We start from the raw sequence: 18,123 nt of genomic DNA on the forward strand, positions 1-18,123 counted from the left end.
CATTGGCGACCTGATGCCTAAAACTGGTGCCCAGAGGTCATGCCCACGCAAAAAATATGCGATGGACGAACTTCCGGGCAAAGACAGGGCATTCGTGTAAGCGGCAAGCTGAGGCCGTTCAGGCCTTGTAGCTCCACGGCATAAGGGTATGGATTTCGCTGCTAGGCCAGCCGTTTGCAAGGCGCTCGAGCGTCTGCGTCAGCCAGGCCTGGGGATCGACAGAATTCATTTTTGCAGTCTGCAAAAGTGTCGCGATTGTCGCCCATGTCTTGCCGCCGCCGTCGCTGCCGGCGAAGAGACTATTTTTTCTTGTTATCGCCTGCGGTCTGATCGCTCGCTCGACGATGTTGGAGTCGAGCTCGACACGGCCGTCGGTCAGAAAGCGTTCGAAGACGTCACGACGCTTGATCGAGTACCGTAGAGCTTCGGCGAGTTTGGATTTGCCTGATACTCGCGGCAAAGTCGTCTGCCAGAGAGTGAAGAGGTCCCGGACTATCGCCGCCGAGCGGTCTTGTCGGGCAGCGACACGCGCCTCAGGGCTTTGGCCGCGGACGGTATCTTCTATTTCCCAGAGCGTTGCCATTCGCTCGACTGTCTCTGTTGCCACCTTGGAGCTTTTCGCGACATGCAATTCATAGAACTTGCGACGGCTATGGGCCCAGCAGCCAGCCAGAATAACGCCGTCGTTGCCGCCGTCCTTGCGGACAAGCTTGCTGTAGGCCCCGTACCCGTCAACCTGCAGAATCCCGCGATAGCCGCTGAGGTGCCGTGCCACGCAGTCGTTCGCCCGACTGTCTTCGAAGCGATAGGCCACCATTGGAGGGCTGTTGCCTCCGAACGGTCGGTCATCCCTGGCATAAGCCCATAGCCATGCGGTTTTCGCCGACCCGGATCCAGGCGCCAGTGTCGGCAGGGTCGTCTCGTCGGCAAATATTCGTTCCGCCTTCTTGATTTCGTTCAGGATGTAATCGGCGAGGATGTCGAGCTCGAACCCCAGCTTTCCCATCCATTGAGCCATGAGCCTGCGGTCAAGGTCGACCTTGTCGCGGGCGTAGATCGCTTCTTGCCGATAGAGTGGGAGGCCATCGGCATATTTGGAGACGGCGATCTGGGCCAGAAGCGCTTCGGTTGGGATACCCGCCTCAATGATATGTGTCGGGGCCGCAGCCTGGATCACGCCATCTTCGTTCTTAAAAGCGTATTTGGGACGGCGCGTGACAATGACACGGAACTTCGCTGCAACGACATCCAAGCGTTCGGATATGTCTTCTCCGATCAGGATTTTGGTCTTACCCGCATGCTCCGGCAAGTCTTCCGGCTCGATCACCACCTCGATACGCTCCAGATGCGCCGCAAAGCCCTTGCGTGGCCTCGGTGGACGTTTGCCATCTTTGTTGATGCCACTCGTAACCTTGGCCCTGATCGCCGCAATACCGGTCTCGATCTCCTCAAAGACAAAAGCATGCTGCTCGTCATCGGCACTGGCCGCTGCAAGTTTCTCTGAACGCCGTCCGAAGCGCGCGCGGTCAAAAGCTTTCAGGATCTGTGTCAGCCGCTCGATGCGCTCATCGGCGTCAGCACTTCGGGCCTCGAGATCATCGACCTGCTTTTCCAAAGCCTCGACACGAGCGGCCTTTTCGGCCATGGCAAGAACCATGGCCTTGAGTGCCTCTACATCATCCGGGAGCTCTATATCGGGTCGCGTCATGGGTATGATCAGAGCATATTTTGCTGTGATCCGCCCGCAGTTTCAGGTGCATGATTCAATTCGCCGCAGGGGTTTTACCCAACAATCTCTGGCGGCTTGATGGGTGTTGATCGAACGCGTTTCCAGTCCATCCCATCCACCAAAGCCAGAAGCTGGGCATTGTTGAGCTGGACCCGGCTATGTCCGATGCGCGGCCAGCAGAACTGGGCTTTCTCCAGCCGCTTGGCGTAAAGGCAAACGCCGGAGCCATCCCACCATACGATCTTGATACGGTCTGCTCGTTTCGCCCGGAAGACATAAAGAGCTCCGTTGAACGGATCACTGCCAGCATCTCGAACCAGTGATAGCAAGCTGTCAGGTCCCTTACGGAAGTCGATCGGATGGCTCGCCAGAAAGACTTTTACGTTCGACGGGATCATGCCGACCGCACCACTCGGATCACGCGACTGAGGTGTGCTTCATCGGCATCCATCCCCGCCCGGATAATCATGTCGCCGATAACCACCTCGATCACCGCCCGCGCACAAACTGGCCCCAAACACGCCTCGACAGCCGCAGGCACCGAAGAGCCCCCTTGCCTGGCGCGAGCATCACGACGCCAGCCGAATAATTGTGATGGATGTATGCCGATGCGACGCGCAATTGCCGAGACACTCGCTCCAGGCTCCATTGCCTCAGCCACCGCTCGCTCCTTGAAGTCATCGGACCAACGCCGCCGAAACTGCCGCGGCGCGCCCTCGAAACGTTCCGGAACGGCCTCGATCATATGAAAGTTTCTAGTTCCAGAGATAGGCGCAGACATAGAAGCTCACAGCTGGTGGATAGTCATTACGCAATAGCTGAGCCCGCGCTACTGACGCCAGATGGGGTCAGCTTGCCGCTTACGCATTCGTCATGGCCGTGCTCCACGAAGTCGAGAATCTGATCCGTCGCGGGAATATCTTCTATTGGCGGCCACGCGTCCCGGCGGTCTTAGTTGACTGCCGGCCCGGTAGCCGCCTTTCACTCAGCCTTCGTTGTTCCGACCATAAGAAGGCTCAGATCATCGGCTGGAAGCTCAAAACGCGACTGGCCGAACTGAAAATGAATCTGAATGAACCTATGTCCAAGCAGCAGCTCCAGAAACTGTTCGAGCATGGCCTCGACGTTTAGAGCGCCGGTGAATTGCATAACTAAGGATATTCTATACGTTGCACTCGTGCAGTTCGCCTGGGGGATGGCTTGGGGTTAAGATCGATCATTGCCGCAAGTTTTGCGGTCGCGACCTTGTGGGCAGGTTGGATAAGCCAAGAGCTTATATTTCAGTGGCTTGACGTCCCATGGAAGAGCGAACTGCTCGGCCAATTAGGGGATACGTTCGGCGCGTTGAACGCTCTATTTTCCGCCCTCGCGTTCATTGCAGTTCTTTTCACCCTGAAACAGCAACGGGATGACCTTAATCGGCAGCAGGAGCAGATATTTCGAACTGAGAGGGATCAACACATTCAGCGATTTGAGCAGACGTTCTACGAACTTCTCCGCCTCCTCCGTGAGGCACGGAATGACGTCGAATTTCGATACAGCAGAGATTATCTACAAGATGGAGCTTCGACAGAACGAAACTCTGGCGAACGAGTGGAAGGAACTGAGGCCTTCAAACGTGCGAGTACGGAAATGCGACACTGGATTAGCCGAGCTGATCAGGCAGATGGTGAGGTCTCTGCCGACACTGCTGCGAAGCTCTACCTTAAGCACGTCCACTCTCGATATGAGAGCACTTTCGCTCCATATTACCGTCTACTTTATACTCTGCTTCTCCGAATCAAGGAGGATCCAGTTTTGACTCAACCTCAAAAGTACCGTTATGGAAATCTCCTCAGGAGCCAGCTGACAAGCCATGAGGTGTCCCTCTGCTGTTACAATGGCCTCGCCGCCATCTCCGGTAGCTTCAAAGATCTGATTGTCGAATTCCGCCTCGCAAAATACCTGCCGGAACAATTCGGGCGTAAGAGACTGGAACTATATTACCCAGCGTCATGCTTTGCAGGACGGGATTGATCACCAGCAGTAGGCGAGGTCGTGGTGTGCTCCTGGAATATTTCTTGTTCCAGCGCTATCCAGACCTGATAAGGAGCAACAGTTGCGCGATCAATGTTTGCCGACAGCTCGTTAGCAGTCGCCGCTGAGATTCAGGGGCTCTCTCCGAACATCGCGGAACTAGTGCAGCGAGTCAGGGCTGTCACAATCGAACCGCGAATACCTTCAAGCAAGCTCAATGCGATTGACCATCCACATCATCCGGTTGCGCCTCTCGCTCCCCGACTTCCAGTCGCCGACTGTCCGAAAGAAGCCACCGGCTTACTCTGCCGACAGTCACCTGGGCCGTGTCCGGTTTGCGAAGTGCGCACTCCCACACGGTTGCCACTCGCCATCCACGGTCGAGAAGTACCTCTAAGACCGCACCGTCCCTAGCAATATTCGCGGCAAACTTCCCCAGCCAGAAATCGGGTCGGGTCGATGGTGTCGCGGCAAAGCGGCAGTCAGGATGGTGGTGCCAAAAGCAGCCATGCACAAAAACGACTGCCTGATATTTCGCTAACTTGAGGTCAGGTCGACCGGGGACATTTTTAGCATGCAGTCGAAATCTGAAGCCGCGGGCATGTAAAGCCTTGCGCAGTACGAGCTCTGGCCTTGTGTCTTTGCCCTTGATCCCGGCCATCATCCGAGAACGTGTCTGCTTGTCTACGATATCCGCCACATGCCACCTGGTCTTTGCTGCTAAACCTAGTATACAACGACTGAAAATATGTCGTGGAGCCTAAATTGCCTGCAAATTTTGGAGTTGTCGATCTGTTTGCTGGTCCAGGGGGACTCGGTGAGGGCTTTGCTTCGCTCTCTGACGATGGGCATTCTCCATTCGAGATTGGCATTTCGGTCGAGAAAGAACAATCAGCCCACCGCACGTTGACTCTTCGTGCATTCCTGCGCGAACATCAGTCGAACCACGGCTCCCTGCCCAGCGAGTTTATCGATTTTCACGCAGGAATTGTGCCGGGAGTGGACTGGTCTGCAGTCGATCCAGAGGCTTGGCGCGTGGCGACCAGCGAGGCGCGCGGGCTGGAACTTGGCACCGAAGCCGCAACTGAGGCAATCGACCACGCGATTGCAGTGCTACAGGCCAACCATGACGATACGATCCTTATTGGCGGCCCGCCCTGCCAAGCTTATTCACTCGTAGGACGGGCACGATCCAAGGGCAACGTTGGCTACGTGCCCGAGGAAGACGAGAGGCACTATCTTTTTCGGGAATACATTCGAGTACTCGACAGGCTCCGCCCTGCCGCTTTTGTGATGGAAAACGTCAAGGGCATGCTTTCCTCGACAATCGAGAGTCGGCTCGTGTTTGAGATGCTGATGGAGGACCTTTCCTCGCTCGGCACCGGCAAAGATCACCACTATGAGCTTCGGGCGATCCGCATCAAGGATGGTAGAGCCACTCTGCAGGAAGCCGTGCAGCCATCTGACTTCATCGTCAGGGCAGAGGAGTTCGGCGTTCCTCAGCGGCGCCATCGGGTCATCATCGTGGGCCTGCGCTCCGATCTTGCTGGCCGCGCGGCCGGTGCGGAGATCGCCGTGTCGGGTATTGCGCGAACAGTGAGCGATGCAATTGGGACAATGCCCGCCGTGCGTAGTGGCTTCAGCCGCGGCGAGGACGGTGCGTCCAGATGGCGCGGTGAGATTATCCGGGCAGCGACACAGCTTGCAGATATCAGTAAGGAGCAAAGCGACAGCAAACTTCATAATGCCTTCCTGTCTGTGGCGCAACGAGTTGGAGAAGAGGCCCCGAGCCTTCGCGCCGACTCACGCCTGATGGAAGGTTATGCGAAATCGAACGACGAACTTCTGCGCTGGCTCGAACGGTCGGAACTACGTTCACTGGCACAGCATGAGACCCGCGGCCACATGGCTTCGGATCTGGGACGCTACCTATTTTCCGCGGTATTCGGCTCTATACACAATTACAGCCCAAAAGCTGCCGAATTCCCTCTCGCATTGAGCCCGCAGCACCGCAACTGGCACACCGGCGTTTTCAACGACCGCTTCCGGGTTCAACTGGCCAAGGGTGCGTCGACTACAATAACAAGCCACATCTCCAAGGACGGGCATTACTTCATACATCCGGACCCGATGCAATGTCGTAGCCTTACAGTACGTGAAGCCGCGCGATTGCAGACCTTCCCGGATGACTATCTTTTCTTGGGGAATCGGACACAGCAGTATGTCCAAGTCGGGAATGCCGTGCCGCCCTACCTTGCACGGCAAATTGCAGCTTTGCTTTTGAGATCTTTGACGTAACCCCAATTGTGGCATTGGGTTAAGGCCAACTCTGATCAGCTCTTTTCATTGTTGATGCATAGTCTAGAGTTGTGGAGCGAATCGATTTTCACCTCAAGAGATTGTCATGACCTCTCCTCAAATTGATACTTTCGCCACTCAGCTACGCCAAAGACGTGCGAATTATGGCACCCTGGAGGAAACCGCAGCAGCTTGCCGCCGTGAGATGGAAGGAATATTTGGTCCATTCAGCACGGAGATGGTCGCAAATCTCGAAGCAGCCTTGGAGGTGGTGCGGGCGGAAATGCAGGATGTAGAGGTTCTGCGTCGACACTCAATCGTCGATACACCAGAAGATTGGTATCGAGGACCTGGCGCCAACAGCTACCACTGGTCCGCTCTACACGAGTATCTGAAGACGAAGGGCTGGCATTCAGACACGATCGCCTCATTGGACCGGGCGTCGACCGAAGTCATGTCTTTATTGGGCAATCCTGCAAGAGAAAAAATTGCCTGTCGTGGATTGGTAGTCGGATATGTACAATCGGGGAAGACCGCCAACATGACGGCAGTCATGGCGAAGGCAGTCGATGCCGGTTACAACCTGATTATCGTCCTCGGTGGAGTTACAAACAAGCTTCGCAAGCAGACACAGGATCGCTTCGAAAAGGATGTGCTGCGTCACCGTACACTCTGGCAACTCTATACAACCAGTGAGCCTAACGGCGATTTCGTCCAACCCCCGAATGGCGGTTTCGTCATGCCTGCAGAAGGGCATGCGCAGTTGGTGGTCATGAAAAAGGAGGGTAGTCGACTCAAGCAGTTGCGGCGTACGATATCGAAGACCCCTAAGGCGGTTCTGCGGGCGCTGAAAGTCCTTCTAATCGATGACGAATGCGACCAGGCCTCCGTGAATTCCGCCCGTGGCGAATTCGATATAACTAAAATCAATGCCGAAATACGGCATATTCTGGCAGCTCTACCGGCGGTCACTTACGTTGGTTATACAGCGACCCCTTTTGCTAATGTCTTTATCAACCCATACCCTTACGGTAACGAAGACGTTTTGGATGACCTCTATCCGCGAGATTTCATTACCGCGCTAGATCGACCGATTGGCTACTTCGGCGCGCGTGAGGTGTTCGGAAGTGACAGTGCAGAGGCGGATGGCGATGAGCGGGATATGATCCGTATTCTCCATGATAACGATCCGGACCGCTTGCGGCCAACTTCACCCAAAGACAAAGAAACTTTCCATCCCGAGATGACCGAAAGCCTTGAGGATGCGACATTGTGGTTTCTTGCCACTTGCGCGATTCGGCGAGCCCGGGGACAGGAAGGCGAGCATATGTCGATGCTCGTCCACTCTTCGCCAAATGTGCGCCAACACGAATACATGTCCGAACTCATCCAGAACTGGATAGAGGAAAGGAAGTCGGACCTGATCTCGGGAACGGGAGAATCGACCGACAGGCTCAGGAAAGTCTTCGTAGACGAGCGAGAGCGCACAGCTCCTGTCGGACAAGACCGAATCCCTGAAGATTTTAACGTTGTGCTTACTCACCTGCCAGCGGTCCTCGAGGCACTCTCTTATCCTGTCGAAAACGGTGAGACAGAAGATGCCTTTCGCCTTGACTACACGGGTGATCCTGTCACGTGTATCGTAGTCGGCGGAACAGTGCTCGCCCGAGGACTGACACTCGAAGGGCTCTGTGTATCTTTCTTCCTTCGAACATCAAAACAATATGACACCCTACTGCAGATGGGACGTTGGTTCGGCTATCGTCGCGGCTACGAGGATCTTCCACGCCTCTGGACCACCGAGGACCTTGCCTCCAAGTTCCGCTCGCTAGCCGTCATTGAGGAGGAAATTCGACAAGACATCGCGATCTATCGAGAGAACAGGCTTACACCGCGCGATTTTGCGGTGAAGGTGCGCTCTATACCAGGAATGGCGATCACGGCCGCGACCAAGATGAGGCATGCTCTACGGACGAGCATGAGTTTTTCTGGCAAACACGTCCAGACAATCCGATTCGACCATCACGATAGTGAAGTCCTCGGCACCAACTGGAGCGCCGCCTCACAGCTCGTCGATGCAATGTTGGCAGAAAGAGCATTTGATGAAAAGCCTAGGGGGTTTCTGTTCCGAGAAGTTCCTCTCAAAACCGTGCGGCGGTTTTTGACCGCTACGGAGATCTCGGACGAGCACATGGATCTCAAGAAGCCCCATCTCATTCGTTACCTAGACGAAACAGATGGCTCTCTTGGCCTTTGGAATGTCGCGATCGTCCAAACAAAATCCGACACGAAATCCGCCAAACCGCTCGGCGGTTTAGGCAATGTTGCGACCATGCGACGTTCTCGGCTACGCGAGGCATCGCCGCGATATGCCGATATCAAAGCCTTGATGTCCAAAGCAGATATACTGATCGATGCCGAACGCACGCCGGACAAGGAAGACTGGACAAGCTACAAGGCATGCAGACCAGCGATCCCTCTGCTTCTATTGTATCTGATTGATGCGGAATCGAAACCGCTGGACAGAAAGTCTGGTCGTGTCGAGCCCGCGTCACGTGTGCCGCTGGATGCCGTCGCGGATGTAGTCGGATTCGGGATTGTCTTTCCCGGCCAGAAAGACAGGTCGGGAGGATATTTCTCCGTCGATATCGAGCCCCCGGCGGTGGAGGAGACGATCGAGGGACAGGACCAGATCGAGGAAGTTGAAGGCGCCAATGCCTGACACCGGGAGACTTGAAAGGGATTGGGCCGAAATTCGCGCATCTGGCCGAGGTGATGGGGTTCTTGAAGTTCCAAGCCGGGCAACCGCGGTCACGACCGGTTATGGTCAGGTTCGCATTGCTATCGGTTCAGCCGGCGAACCACGACTTCTGGTGCCCGTGGGCAGCCCAGCCGCTGGGACTTCCAATACGGGCAGCTACAATCTTTTGCTGACGCGCTCCTCATTCAGATTGGCTGGAAAACTCGAGCATTTCATCGACATTACTCTACGCACACCACAACTCACGCGTGTTTTCACCGAGCTGGTCGAAGAAATTCTTAAACGTCTGAACAGCGGCACCGGTCCTTCGGCCGCCGTCTATGGAACCATCCAAGACTTCAGAAGTCTTCTCGCGCGGACGCCGGAAAGTGAAGTTCCCCTCACTAAGCTTTTCGGACTGGTTGGCGAACTAGTGGTTCTCGAAACTTTGACGGCGAGGCTACCAGCTGCCGTAGAGAGTTGGAACGGACCCGATGCCCAGCGCCATGACTTTCGGCGCCGCAACATCGCAATCGAGGTCAAGACATCGCTCCGATCTGACGCGTCGCGAGTGATCATTCATGGCTCAGAGCAATTGCTTCCTCCTTCGAACGGAAGATTATACCTTGCACATGTACGGATCGAGCCTGTCGATGCCGGACCACTTTCTGTAGCCAAGCTCCGTCGTAAAATAATCGAGCATGGCGCCGACGAAATCATCTTGGACGAACAACTAGCAGAACTTGGGTGCCGCCATCCAGATGCAGACGAATGGAACGCGGTAAGCTTCGCGCTTGAAGGCATCGGTATTTACACAGTGTCGCCCGGCTTCCCGAGCATAACTCCGGTGTCCTTTTGCGAGCGGACCGTGCCATTAGGGGTGGCGGGTCTGACCTATGAAATCGACCTTGCGATGGCTAGGCCGTTTCTTCTCGATCAGCAGCAATCAGATGCGCTCTTGTTGGAGTTCTCGGCATGATTCCACTTGATTTGCACAGTGAGAGATTCGCTCGCACCGGAAACATGGCGGGAGAGGGCTTTCGCCGGCTGATGGGACGTCCTGCCCTTGGACTGCTGCAAACAGTAATACGAGAAGCTCTGCAAAATTCCATCGATGCCGCCCCGGAGGGCAACTCCGTTGAAATCCTCCTGCGCTACCGAGTCTTAGAGGGCGAAAACCTACAGCGGCTTCGGGACCTATTTTTTTGCAGCCTGCCTCCTGAGGAGGCGAAGGTCGCAACGGGAGTTGAAGACAATTCGAGCTTACGCGAGATCCTTGAACAGGGACGGGTCTCTCTGCTTGAGATTGCCGACTTCAATACAAGAGGCCTTGCTGGTCCGACCCGCGCCGATCTCTCTGCGGGAGAAGACCGGCTAGACTTCGTCAACTTCTTGCGCAACATCGGTGCCGCCCGCGACACTCATCACGGGGGCGGCACGTACGGATACGGCAAGACTTCGCTTTACGCTCTCAGCCGTGCGACAACCATCATAGCGGACACTCAAACCACTACTGAAGGGAAGTCCATCCGCCGCATAATGGGGTGTCACCTTGGCGATGCGTTTGAAGCCACCTCGGAGCAGGAGCATCGACGTTTTACCGGGCGACACTGGTGGGGGCGCGATGACGCTGAGGGCGGCGTTGATCCGCTGGAGGGTGGAGAAGCCGCAGAGCTTTCTGAAATGCTTGGCTTTCCGCCGCGCGACGAAAGCCGGACAGGAACGACGATCGCGATTGTGGCTCCGCATGTCGACAACGGAGATGACCTACGAGCCGAATTGGTGGAAACGGTGCTCTGGAACTTCTGGCCCAGGATGTGTGATTCCACGCCGGAGGGGCGAAAGATTGCTGTCCTGATAGACGTCGAAGGCGAACAGGTACCGATTCCCGCGCCTGAACAATATCCGCCACTCGACCTCTATGCCGCCGCGCTTCGGAACGTACGCGAGAATGCGGATGGAAGGGTCACAACGATCCGCAGCTTCAGGCCAAGTGCAGACCTCGGTCGCCTATCAATTGTCCGGGGTATGCGCGCCGCCCGCAACATGATGTCTCTGCGTGACGGAAGCCCTATGCGCGAACAGGCGCATTCAATCGCACTGATGCGCCCGGTCGAACTGGTTGTGCGCTACCTCGAGGGTGAGCCTTTTTCGGATACACGCTTCGAATGGGCCGGTGTCTTCATCTGTTCTGAGGATGACGAAATCGAGAAGGCTTTTGCATTGACCGAACCGCCAGCGCACGACGACTGGATTCCAGACATGTTGCCCAAAGGGCACGCCAAGACATACGTCAACGTGGCGCTGCGTGAGCTTAGGAATGAGGCCGCGACATACGTCCAGCCGAAAGCGGCATTGGGTACAAGTGAAGATCGCGGGCCATCCATCGCCAAGACGGCCGCTAAATTGGGCAGAATGCTATCCAACAGCTCTGGCAAAGGACCAAGCCGAACAGTTTCTCCCACTGGTGTCGGCAGCAAAAAGAAAATTACAATCTCCGCGCCTAGATTTGTCGGCTTGGAGTATGGAGATGGTCAGCGTATCGCCAAGTTTCAGGCAGAACTGGTAAACGACGGTAGTCACCCAAATCTTTTCCTCTATGCTACACCTCATCTCGTCCTGGACGGATCGTTCACGTCACCCGATGACCTTCCCGGGAACATGAAAATCGATCTCCTGAGCATAGCTCTCGTGGACAAGACCACTCTATCTCATGGGATTCGGATCGAGAACATGCAAGGCTTGGTCTCTTGTCGCGTTACGATGCCGGAAGATGCGGCTGTGGGTATCCGCTTCACATTTGAAGAGGGAGACACAGCATGACTGCAACGTTCGCTCTCCCGTTCCTATGCCTTCCAGACGAGGTTGTGACACTTGGACGATGGATGATTGGTCAAGCAGGCGCACCGCTCATGCCAATTAAGGTGACGCTCGACGAATGGGATTACGCTGCCGACATTGAGCTTCTTGGCTCCATTTCAATCGACATGCGCGCTGCCGCGAACATGCTAGAAATTCCGGAGGAGGAGCTTAAACTTGCCGTCGCTCTCAAAGTCGGCACCGGGAGAGGCCGTTTTCCACGAGTAGAGAAATGCTTAAACACCCAAGTTCTCGACGCTGGAACCAATCAGCCAACCGAATTGCGCGCACTGCTTCCTGGTAACACCCTATCCGGGCGCGTGCAGGTCCGGATAGATGTGCTACTCGCCGCGTCCACGACGAGTGGCTCGATCCTGTCTCCAAGTCGCATTGGCTCGCGTCTCTGGTCTCATGAGACCTCGGTTGAACTGGAGGATGGCGGCGACAATCGCTTTCCCATGGAAATTGTCTCCTTCACTCAAACCTTCCCAAGCAGTGGGCATGTCAACGCACCTTGGTACTTGGCTTGGAGGCCGGGAGGCTTGGCTGCGGATTTCGCCGGCTCCATCCGTCTTTACATAAATTCCGATCACCATGAGCTTGCTCAACGCGTCCTGTCTGGTGACGACCTCACGCTCCAATCCATTCTCGGCGATGTAATGGTCCAGATGATTGCTGCCACCCTCGATACGGATGACCCAACAGGGCAGCTAAGTGGCTGTGAAGACGGCTCTGTAGGTGCTCAGATCTCGGCTTGGCTGGATCTCGCATTTCCGCGGCGTAGCCTGTCTGAAATCCAGAACACGCGGCACAGTTTGCCTGGTCACTTCCACGCCAACATTCATGCCGCTGCCGAGCTCGGAGATATTGAGTGAGCAATGTCAGACTCATCCCTCGCCTCAACGAAGTCGGGCTCACGCGATACCTGGAAGATCTCGACCGGATTGCAGACGAGAACTCGGACCTGATGGATTTCGATAGGCGTCGCAACGAGTATGAGGCGTGGATATGGTATGCTCCGAGCGGCGGCTCTGTAGGTCCTGAACTAGTAGATGAAATTCGTCGACAGATGACTGCGATAGCTAGCCAACACGGCTATCCCGCTCGCGCATCGGACAAGCAGAAGGTCGGCTTCGATGTTGCCGCAGCGAAATGGCTAGCCGCGCACCCGCACCTCAGTTCCCCGGAATTGTTGCGTGACGATACTTGGGCGTTTCTGTCTTGCATAGCGCTCCAAGAACTCGTGATATGGCGCTACTCAGCTAGACAGGGGGCTCGTTTTTCAGGAGGCGTTCGAAACACCTTTCAGAGACTCTGGATCCGCGGGCATACACTTGACTTGGGCGAAACAGCCGGCAATCAACGATGGCATCTTCTTGAAGGGCTCAGTGAGGATGCGATGGTTCAGATCTTTGAGCGCGCTTCCATTGCGTCGCGTGCAGAGTTATCACAAGCTATTGCAAAAGGTTGGCTCAGCACCGCAGAGCGTATCGGCCGTACCCGCATGGAAGACGTCATGCGGCGCGCTACAAAACTTCTTAGATTACGGAACCAGATCATAGATCTGACCTTCCTGTCGTCGGAGGACCTTGACGCAGAAGTGGGGCAAGCGTTTGCGAGATCGTCAGAAGGGATCTCGCCAGCGGAGGGCTCCGACGATAGTCCGGGGCAGAAGGACACGATCACATCTTGGCTCACACGTGCGATCAAGAAAACTGGAATTGGGCTACCAATTCAAGCCACTAGTGGTTAGGTTTTGGCGTGAATGACGTTCGGAAGCATCCATGATGACTGGTGGGGTTTCTCGATCGCGATGCCGGCGCCGACCGACGGGAATGGTTTTGAGGCCGAGAGTGATGGCCGCCAGATGGGCTACGGTGGTGATCCCGGCCTGACGCAGGAAGGAAGCACAATACAACCGGCTGAGCCAAGGAGCGTGCTGAAGAACGGAAAGCTCGTTCTAGGCATCGAGGGCGACGATGGCCTGCAGCATCGCCGGAAGGTTTTCCGCCTGGCCCAGCACGCCGCGCAATTCGTCCAGCCGCTCATCCTCGTCCCAGTCGAGATCATAGACCAGCTAGTCCAGTTCCATGTTGAGTTGGCCGATCTTGCGTTCCAGCGCCGCAATGTGGGCGTCGTACTCGCGATACCGCTCGCCTCAGCCTCCTCATCGTTCAGTTCGCCGCGATCGAACTGCGTTAGCCACAACTGGATGAGGTTGGCCGAACCGCCGTATGTCCGCTGTGCATCGCGCCGTCCGATGACGCCGTTGCGGATATCCTGGCAAAGCTGCAACTTGAACGGCGTCGAATGCCGACGATATGGACCTCGGGACTTCATGAGCCTTCCCGATTCAGGCCCGCGGAGTGTATCAGTTTTTAAGCGTCCCGTGGTCCAGCCCGAGGAGTTCACTCCAAAACCGGCTGAGTTCCGCGCGGAAACCAACAGTCTCAGCTCAAAACCTGCAGACTTGAGCCGCTGAACATTGTGCAACGCACAAATTTCGGAGGAATAGGTATGAATTTCGGATTTTTAGATACATATCATCCGAGAAAATTCGGTTAAAACTCTCCCAACTCAAGGAGAGACACCATGACGGACACGACGTCAGAATTTGATGGGTCAACGATTGGCCTGGAGGCCGCAGAGGAACCCGCTTGGACCGCCGCAACCTGGTTTGCGGTTCTTTCGATGGCGGCCACCAGCTTTGCGCTGGTGTCGGCCGAGTTTCTGCCAGCGGGATTGTTGACGCCCATGGCGCGCGATCTCGGCATTACGGAGGGCACGGCGGGACAGGTCGTCACGGCGACCGCTTCCGTGGGCGCTGTAACGGCTTTGTTGAGCAATGTTCTCATCGGCAAACTGAACCGCAAGACGGTGCTTGTCGGTCTCAGTGCGCTGGCGATTGGCTCCAACATTCTTGCATCAGTTGCTGCAGATTTCTGGCTGTTGCTGGTCGGCCGGGCCGGACTTGGTATTGCGCTCAGCGGCTTCTGGGCGCTTTCGGTCGCTGTCGTGGCGCGGCTGGTCGGCGCGAATTCGACCGGGCGCGGCATGGCTATCGTCACACTCGGCGTTTCACTCGCCACCATTGCGGCCCCTTCAATGGGCGCCTTGATCAGCGACTGGGTGGGATGGCGCATTGCCATGTCGATGACGGCGGGGCTTGCGATTATTGCCATGCTGCTTCAGATATTCAGCCTGCCCTCGCTGCCAGCAAGTACAAGCAATAGCCTTTCCGATGTTTTCCGGCTGACGCGGCGGCGTAGCGTTCAACTGGGGATGCTTGCCATCCTGTTGCTGATGACGGGGCATTTTGCCGGTTCGGTCTATGTGCGTCCCTTCCTCGAACAGGTGACGCTGCTTGAGACCACGCCGATTGCTCTCGCCCTGCTAGGCTTTGGCGTTGCTTCCGTGATCGGCAACGTGCTGGGTGGCCGCATGGCGGACACCAGTATCCGCCTCGCGCTCATCGTTACCGCCGCCCTGATGGCATTTGCAACAATCGCCCTCGTCCTATGGGGTGTTCATAGCAGCGCCGCATTCGCGCTCGTCGCGCTTTGGGGTCTTGCCTTTGGCATGGCGCCCGTGGTGCTGCCGACCAACCTTTCCCGCGGCGCACCCGATGCTCTGGAAGCAGCAGGCAGCCTGATGGTTGTTTCTTTCCAGGTGGCTATCAGTATCGGGGCTGTTGTCGGCGGCTATATCGTGGATTGCTACGGTGCCACTGCGCCGCTGGCGCTGACCGCGATCCTGGCGGCATCCACGGTCGCACTTGCCTTGCTGCAGCGTCGCGATTGACCCTGTCCGTGACGGCAGATACCTAAAACGAAAGTCCCGCCCGGAATTTGGTCCGGGCGGGACATTTGTGAAAAGCCGATTTTTCTTGCCGTTGCTCTGGTTACTTGCGGTAGGAAAGACCACCCCAGATACGGCCTTCGTCTCTGTGGCGGCCACCGTGTACTGCGCCGATATAAGCAGCGGCAGCAGAAACGAGTGCCGAAGCGGCCAGCAGGAACGCGGTCAGAATGCCTGCGACGCGCGCTTTTTCTGCAGCATCCGCAGCTTTGGCCTTGGCATCGTCCAACGCCTTCTGCGCCTCAGCCTTCAGGGTTTCGACCTGCTTCTGCGCTTCATCGACCTTCTTTTGCGCTTCCGCCCGGACGGCCTGCACGCGTTCAACAGTCTGGTTTACGCGCGTTTGCGCGTCCGTCTGGCTGATGTTTGTGCGGGCAGCGACCTGATTGGCAAGCCATGTCTTGTCGGCATCGGATATCTCACCGGTTGCGAGCAGATTGCCGAGGATGCCGCTGATCTGGCGCTGATAGTCGCCGGCGCTCTGGTCACCCGTCAGAGGGGCAGCGGGCGCATCGGTTCTCAAAAGACTATCCGTGAAATAGTCGATTGGATTGGCTTTCAGGCCCTGCGGCAGCATTTGTTCGATGCTGGGTGCTGCAGCCTGACCGGCGCCTTGCGCCAGACCACCTGCTGCGCTGCCAGCGCCGGAAATGATGCCACCCGCCAGTTGGCCAGCACCCTGAACGGCACCACCGACCGCGGAACCCGTTGCCTCAACGGCGGTCTGCGCCACGCTGCCGACAGCCTTGGCACCACCGGACAGCACGCCGAGCGCGAGAAACGCGGAAACGACTGTTCCGAGCCCCCATACGACCAGGCCATTCACACCATCGCGGACGGTGAGTTCGTTCCTGTCGGCAGCGCCGGCAGGCCGGCGCATGCGGCCGGCAATATAGCCACCCAGCATGTAGGAGCCGACCATGGAAATGATGACGAAGAGCGCGGTTATGATCAGCCAGACTGTGCTGACCTCGCCACCATTGTCCGCCGAGATTGAACTCAGGCCCAGGCCGCCCGCAAATGCGGTGAGAATAGCCATGGCGCCCGAGGAAATGACGGCACCGGCGAAAATTGCTGGCCAATCCACATAGCTGCGGTTTGGGTTCGTTTCGATACCCGTTGGATCAACCATCAGCGTAGCCCCAACAATGAGAGGATGAACAGGACGACGACGACGAGGCCGACTAGATAGATGATGGAATTCATGCGATCTCCTCCGAATGGACGATCAATCCTCCGCATAGCGGCGATTATATGCAGTGAGACATGCGAGCTGATTGCTCCTTCACCAAACTCGCCGCGCTCCAAAAAGTTTCACGACTTCTCGTTGCTTCGGAACGATTTTGCGCAATTCCCCCCGGCGAGGTGACGAAAGAAATGTGCTCTTGGTCGCCAAAGAGACGTCGCCGAACGCAGGCAAGCAGCATGACCAGCCAGACACAAGCCACCCGAACCAGATTGCGACGCAAGGAGATATACCATGTCTGCAATCGATCGAATTGGCTCCACCGCCTCGCTTTACATACGCCCGCGGCCACAGGACGTTTCCGAGGCCGTGTCCGATCCCACACCCGAACGTTCGGCATCGTTGATCGGAGGGGGCGCCGCGCCTTCGCTCTCCTCCAATCTTGCCAACGCACTCTGGTCGCTCCGGGGGCAAGAGGGCGGAATAGAAGAAACGCCGCTTGAGGGCGGCGGCACGGGCTCCGATGAGGACGAGCTTAGCCGCTGGGCAAATATGAGCCTTGGTGAGAAAATCCGGGCCCAATATCTGGAGGCGCGGGGATTGTCCGAAGGCGACCTTGCCGCCATGCCGCCCGACGAAAGGAAGGCAATAGAGGACGAGATCCAGAAGGCGATAAGGGTCGCGATGGAAGCTCCAAAAGACGATGATGCGAGCGTGCTCGCGGGCCTTTAAGCGTGACATGCCTCCGGGGGCACTGCGCAGCGCTACGATCTGATACATAAATGCGGGTTTCAGGAAACATGTCAGATACCTGCAGGGCAGATCATTGCCTGATCTATTTCGGATCAGGCAGGATTTCCCATGAAAAGGCAGATTTTCTTCGCCGTCGCCCTATCGGGTGCGGCAGCAGGTTTTGGAACCGTTTATTCGAGCTCAGCGGACACGCCGCCGGTACTTGCCTCTCCCATCTATGGTGTCACGCTTCCTGAAGGATATCGTGACTGGAAGTTCATCGCGCCCGCGCAGGAAGCGCCGCCGCTGGACGAGCTTCGCGCGGTTCTGGCAAACGATGTCGCATTCGACGCCTACAAGAGCGGAACCCTGCCCTTCCCCGACGGCTCGATACTGGTGAAGTTCGCCTATAAGCGGCAGCAATCCACGGAGTTTCCGCCGGCCACGGTTCCGGGCGCGGCGACCACAGTGCAGGTGATGGTTAAAGACTCCAAGAAATATGCCGCCAGCCACGGCTGGGGCTTCGGGCGGTTTGTCAACGGCAAGCCGGTGGATGCCGCCCAGCACGAGACGTGCCTCTCCTGCCACGAGGGCAACGTCAAGGACCATGATTTCGTCTTCACGCGATATGCACCGTAACCGATGCCGGGGCTCGGGCGATTTCGCCTTCGCGACTGTTCGCCGAACGGCGGCCTCTACACTCGA

At 56.7% G+C, this 18,123-nt stretch carries 16 protein-coding genes and 1 pseudogene; 11 read left to right on the plus strand and 6 right to left on the minus strand.

Going from position 1 to position 18,123, the window contains the following annotated elements; genetic code table 11:
* Positions 1–118: 118 nt before the first annotated feature.
* From tnpC to G6L97_RS13755, 3 genes are all read right to left on the minus strand, one after another.
* Positions 119–1,708 (minus strand): IS66 family transposase, encoded by a 1,590-nt coding sequence (gene tnpC / locus G6L97_RS13745; protein WP_012478068.1) that lies wholly within the window; start codon positions 1,706–1,708, stop codon positions 119–121.
* Positions 1,709–1,782: 74 nt separating this feature from the next.
* Entirely contained in the window at positions 1,783–2,127 is a 345-nt protein-coding gene (gene tnpB / locus G6L97_RS13750; protein ID WP_012478067.1) for an IS66 family insertion sequence element accessory protein TnpB, read from the minus strand.
* Positions 2,124–2,474: a transposase gene (locus G6L97_RS13755; RefSeq protein ID WP_233278989.1), complete on the minus strand. Its 351-nt coding sequence runs from the start codon at positions 2,472–2,474 to the stop codon at positions 2,124–2,126. The genes tnpB and G6L97_RS13755 overlap by 4 nt, the downstream gene beginning before the upstream one ends.
* 128 nt (positions 2,475–2,602) lie before the next feature.
* Here G6L97_RS13755 and G6L97_RS28150 point away from each other — a divergent pair, with 128 nt between their 5' ends.
* Positions 2,603–2,860, plus strand: a complete 258-nt coding sequence (locus G6L97_RS28150) for a DUF6538 domain-containing protein (RefSeq protein WP_323131700.1) — start codon at positions 2,603–2,605, stop codon at positions 2,858–2,860.
* 501 nt (positions 2,861–3,361) lie between these two features.
* The gene (locus tag G6L97_RS28210; protein WP_407655362.1) at positions 3,362–3,745 is read left to right on the plus strand and encodes a putative phage abortive infection protein; all 384 of its coding nucleotides are present in this window, start codon (positions 3,362–3,364) and stop codon (positions 3,743–3,745) included.
* 214 nt (positions 3,746–3,959) lie between these two features.
* On the opposite strand, the gene G6L97_RS13765 is transcribed toward G6L97_RS28210, so the two are convergent.
* Positions 3,960–4,445: a very short patch repair endonuclease gene (locus G6L97_RS13765; RefSeq protein ID WP_174002994.1), complete on the minus strand. Its 486-nt coding sequence runs from the start codon at positions 4,443–4,445 to the stop codon at positions 3,960–3,962.
* A 65-nt stretch (positions 4,446–4,510) separates the two neighbouring features.
* Here G6L97_RS13765 and G6L97_RS13770 point away from each other — a divergent pair, with 65 nt between their 5' ends.
* The 6 genes from G6L97_RS13770 to G6L97_RS13795 all read left to right on the plus strand — a co-directional run bounded on the left by G6L97_RS13770 (position 4,511) and on the right by G6L97_RS13795 (position 13,395).
* Positions 4,511–6,043, plus strand: a complete 1,533-nt coding sequence (locus G6L97_RS13770; protein ID WP_174002997.1) for a DNA cytosine methyltransferase — start codon at positions 4,511–4,513, stop codon at positions 6,041–6,043.
* Between the two features lie 106 nt (positions 6,044–6,149).
* The gene (locus G6L97_RS13775; protein ID WP_112350679.1) at positions 6,150–8,765 is read left to right on the plus strand and encodes a Z1 domain-containing protein; all 2,616 of its coding nucleotides are present in this window, start codon (positions 6,150–6,152) and stop codon (positions 8,763–8,765) included.
* Complete coding sequence (locus tag G6L97_RS13780) at positions 8,758–9,762, plus strand: PD-(D/E)XK motif protein (RefSeq protein ID WP_174003000.1); 1,005 nt, start codon at positions 8,758–8,760, stop codon at positions 9,760–9,762. Before G6L97_RS13775 ends, G6L97_RS13780 begins: the two co-directional genes overlap by 8 nt.
* Entirely contained in the window at positions 9,759–11,606 is a 1,848-nt protein-coding gene (locus G6L97_RS13785) for a hypothetical protein (RefSeq protein ID WP_174003003.1), read from the plus strand. The genes G6L97_RS13780 and G6L97_RS13785 overlap by 4 nt, the downstream gene beginning before the upstream one ends.
* Positions 11,603–12,517: a hypothetical protein gene (locus tag G6L97_RS13790; RefSeq protein ID WP_174003006.1), complete on the plus strand. Its 915-nt coding sequence runs from the start codon at positions 11,603–11,605 to the stop codon at positions 12,515–12,517. The genes G6L97_RS13785 and G6L97_RS13790 overlap by 4 nt, the downstream gene beginning before the upstream one ends.
* Positions 12,514–13,395 carry a DUF6339 family protein gene (locus G6L97_RS13795; protein ID WP_174003009.1) on the plus strand — a complete coding sequence of 294 codons (882 nt, stop codon included), beginning with the start codon at positions 12,514–12,516 and terminating at the stop codon, positions 13,393–13,395. The genes G6L97_RS13790 and G6L97_RS13795 overlap by 4 nt, the downstream gene beginning before the upstream one ends.
* A gap of 45 nt (positions 13,396–13,440) precedes the next feature.
* Here the strand turns inward: G6L97_RS13795 and G6L97_RS13800 are convergent.
* Positions 13,441–13,719 (minus strand): annotated as a pseudogene (locus G6L97_RS13800) (DUF1612 domain-containing protein); the annotation flags it as partial.
* Between the two features lie 515 nt (positions 13,720–14,234).
* On the opposite strand from G6L97_RS13800, the gene G6L97_RS13805 reads away from it, so the two are divergent.
* Positions 14,235–15,443: an MFS transporter gene (locus G6L97_RS13805; RefSeq protein ID WP_174003012.1), complete on the plus strand. Its 1,209-nt coding sequence runs from the start codon at positions 14,235–14,237 to the stop codon at positions 15,441–15,443.
* 100 nt (positions 15,444–15,543) lie between these two features.
* Here G6L97_RS13805 and G6L97_RS13810 read toward each other — a convergent pair whose 3' ends face one another.
* Positions 15,544–16,632 (minus strand): hypothetical protein, encoded by a 1,089-nt coding sequence (locus G6L97_RS13810; RefSeq protein ID WP_035199154.1) that lies wholly within the window; start codon positions 16,630–16,632, stop codon positions 15,544–15,546.
* A 348-nt stretch (positions 16,633–16,980) separates the two neighbouring features.
* On the opposite strand from G6L97_RS13810, the gene G6L97_RS13815 reads away from it, so the two are divergent.
* Positions 16,981–17,418: a hypothetical protein gene (locus tag G6L97_RS13815; RefSeq protein WP_174003015.1), complete on the plus strand. Its 438-nt coding sequence runs from the start codon at positions 16,981–16,983 to the stop codon at positions 17,416–17,418.
* Positions 17,419–17,547: 129 nt separating this feature from the next.
* Entirely contained in the window at positions 17,548–18,057 is a 510-nt protein-coding gene (locus tag G6L97_RS13820; protein WP_174003018.1) for a cytochrome P460 family protein, read from the plus strand.
* The last annotated feature ends 66 nt before the right edge of the window (positions 18,058–18,123 follow it).

It is taken from the genome of Agrobacterium tumefaciens (assembly GCF_013318015.2).
GTDB lineage: Bacteria > Pseudomonadota > Alphaproteobacteria > Rhizobiales > Rhizobiaceae > Agrobacterium > Agrobacterium tumefaciens.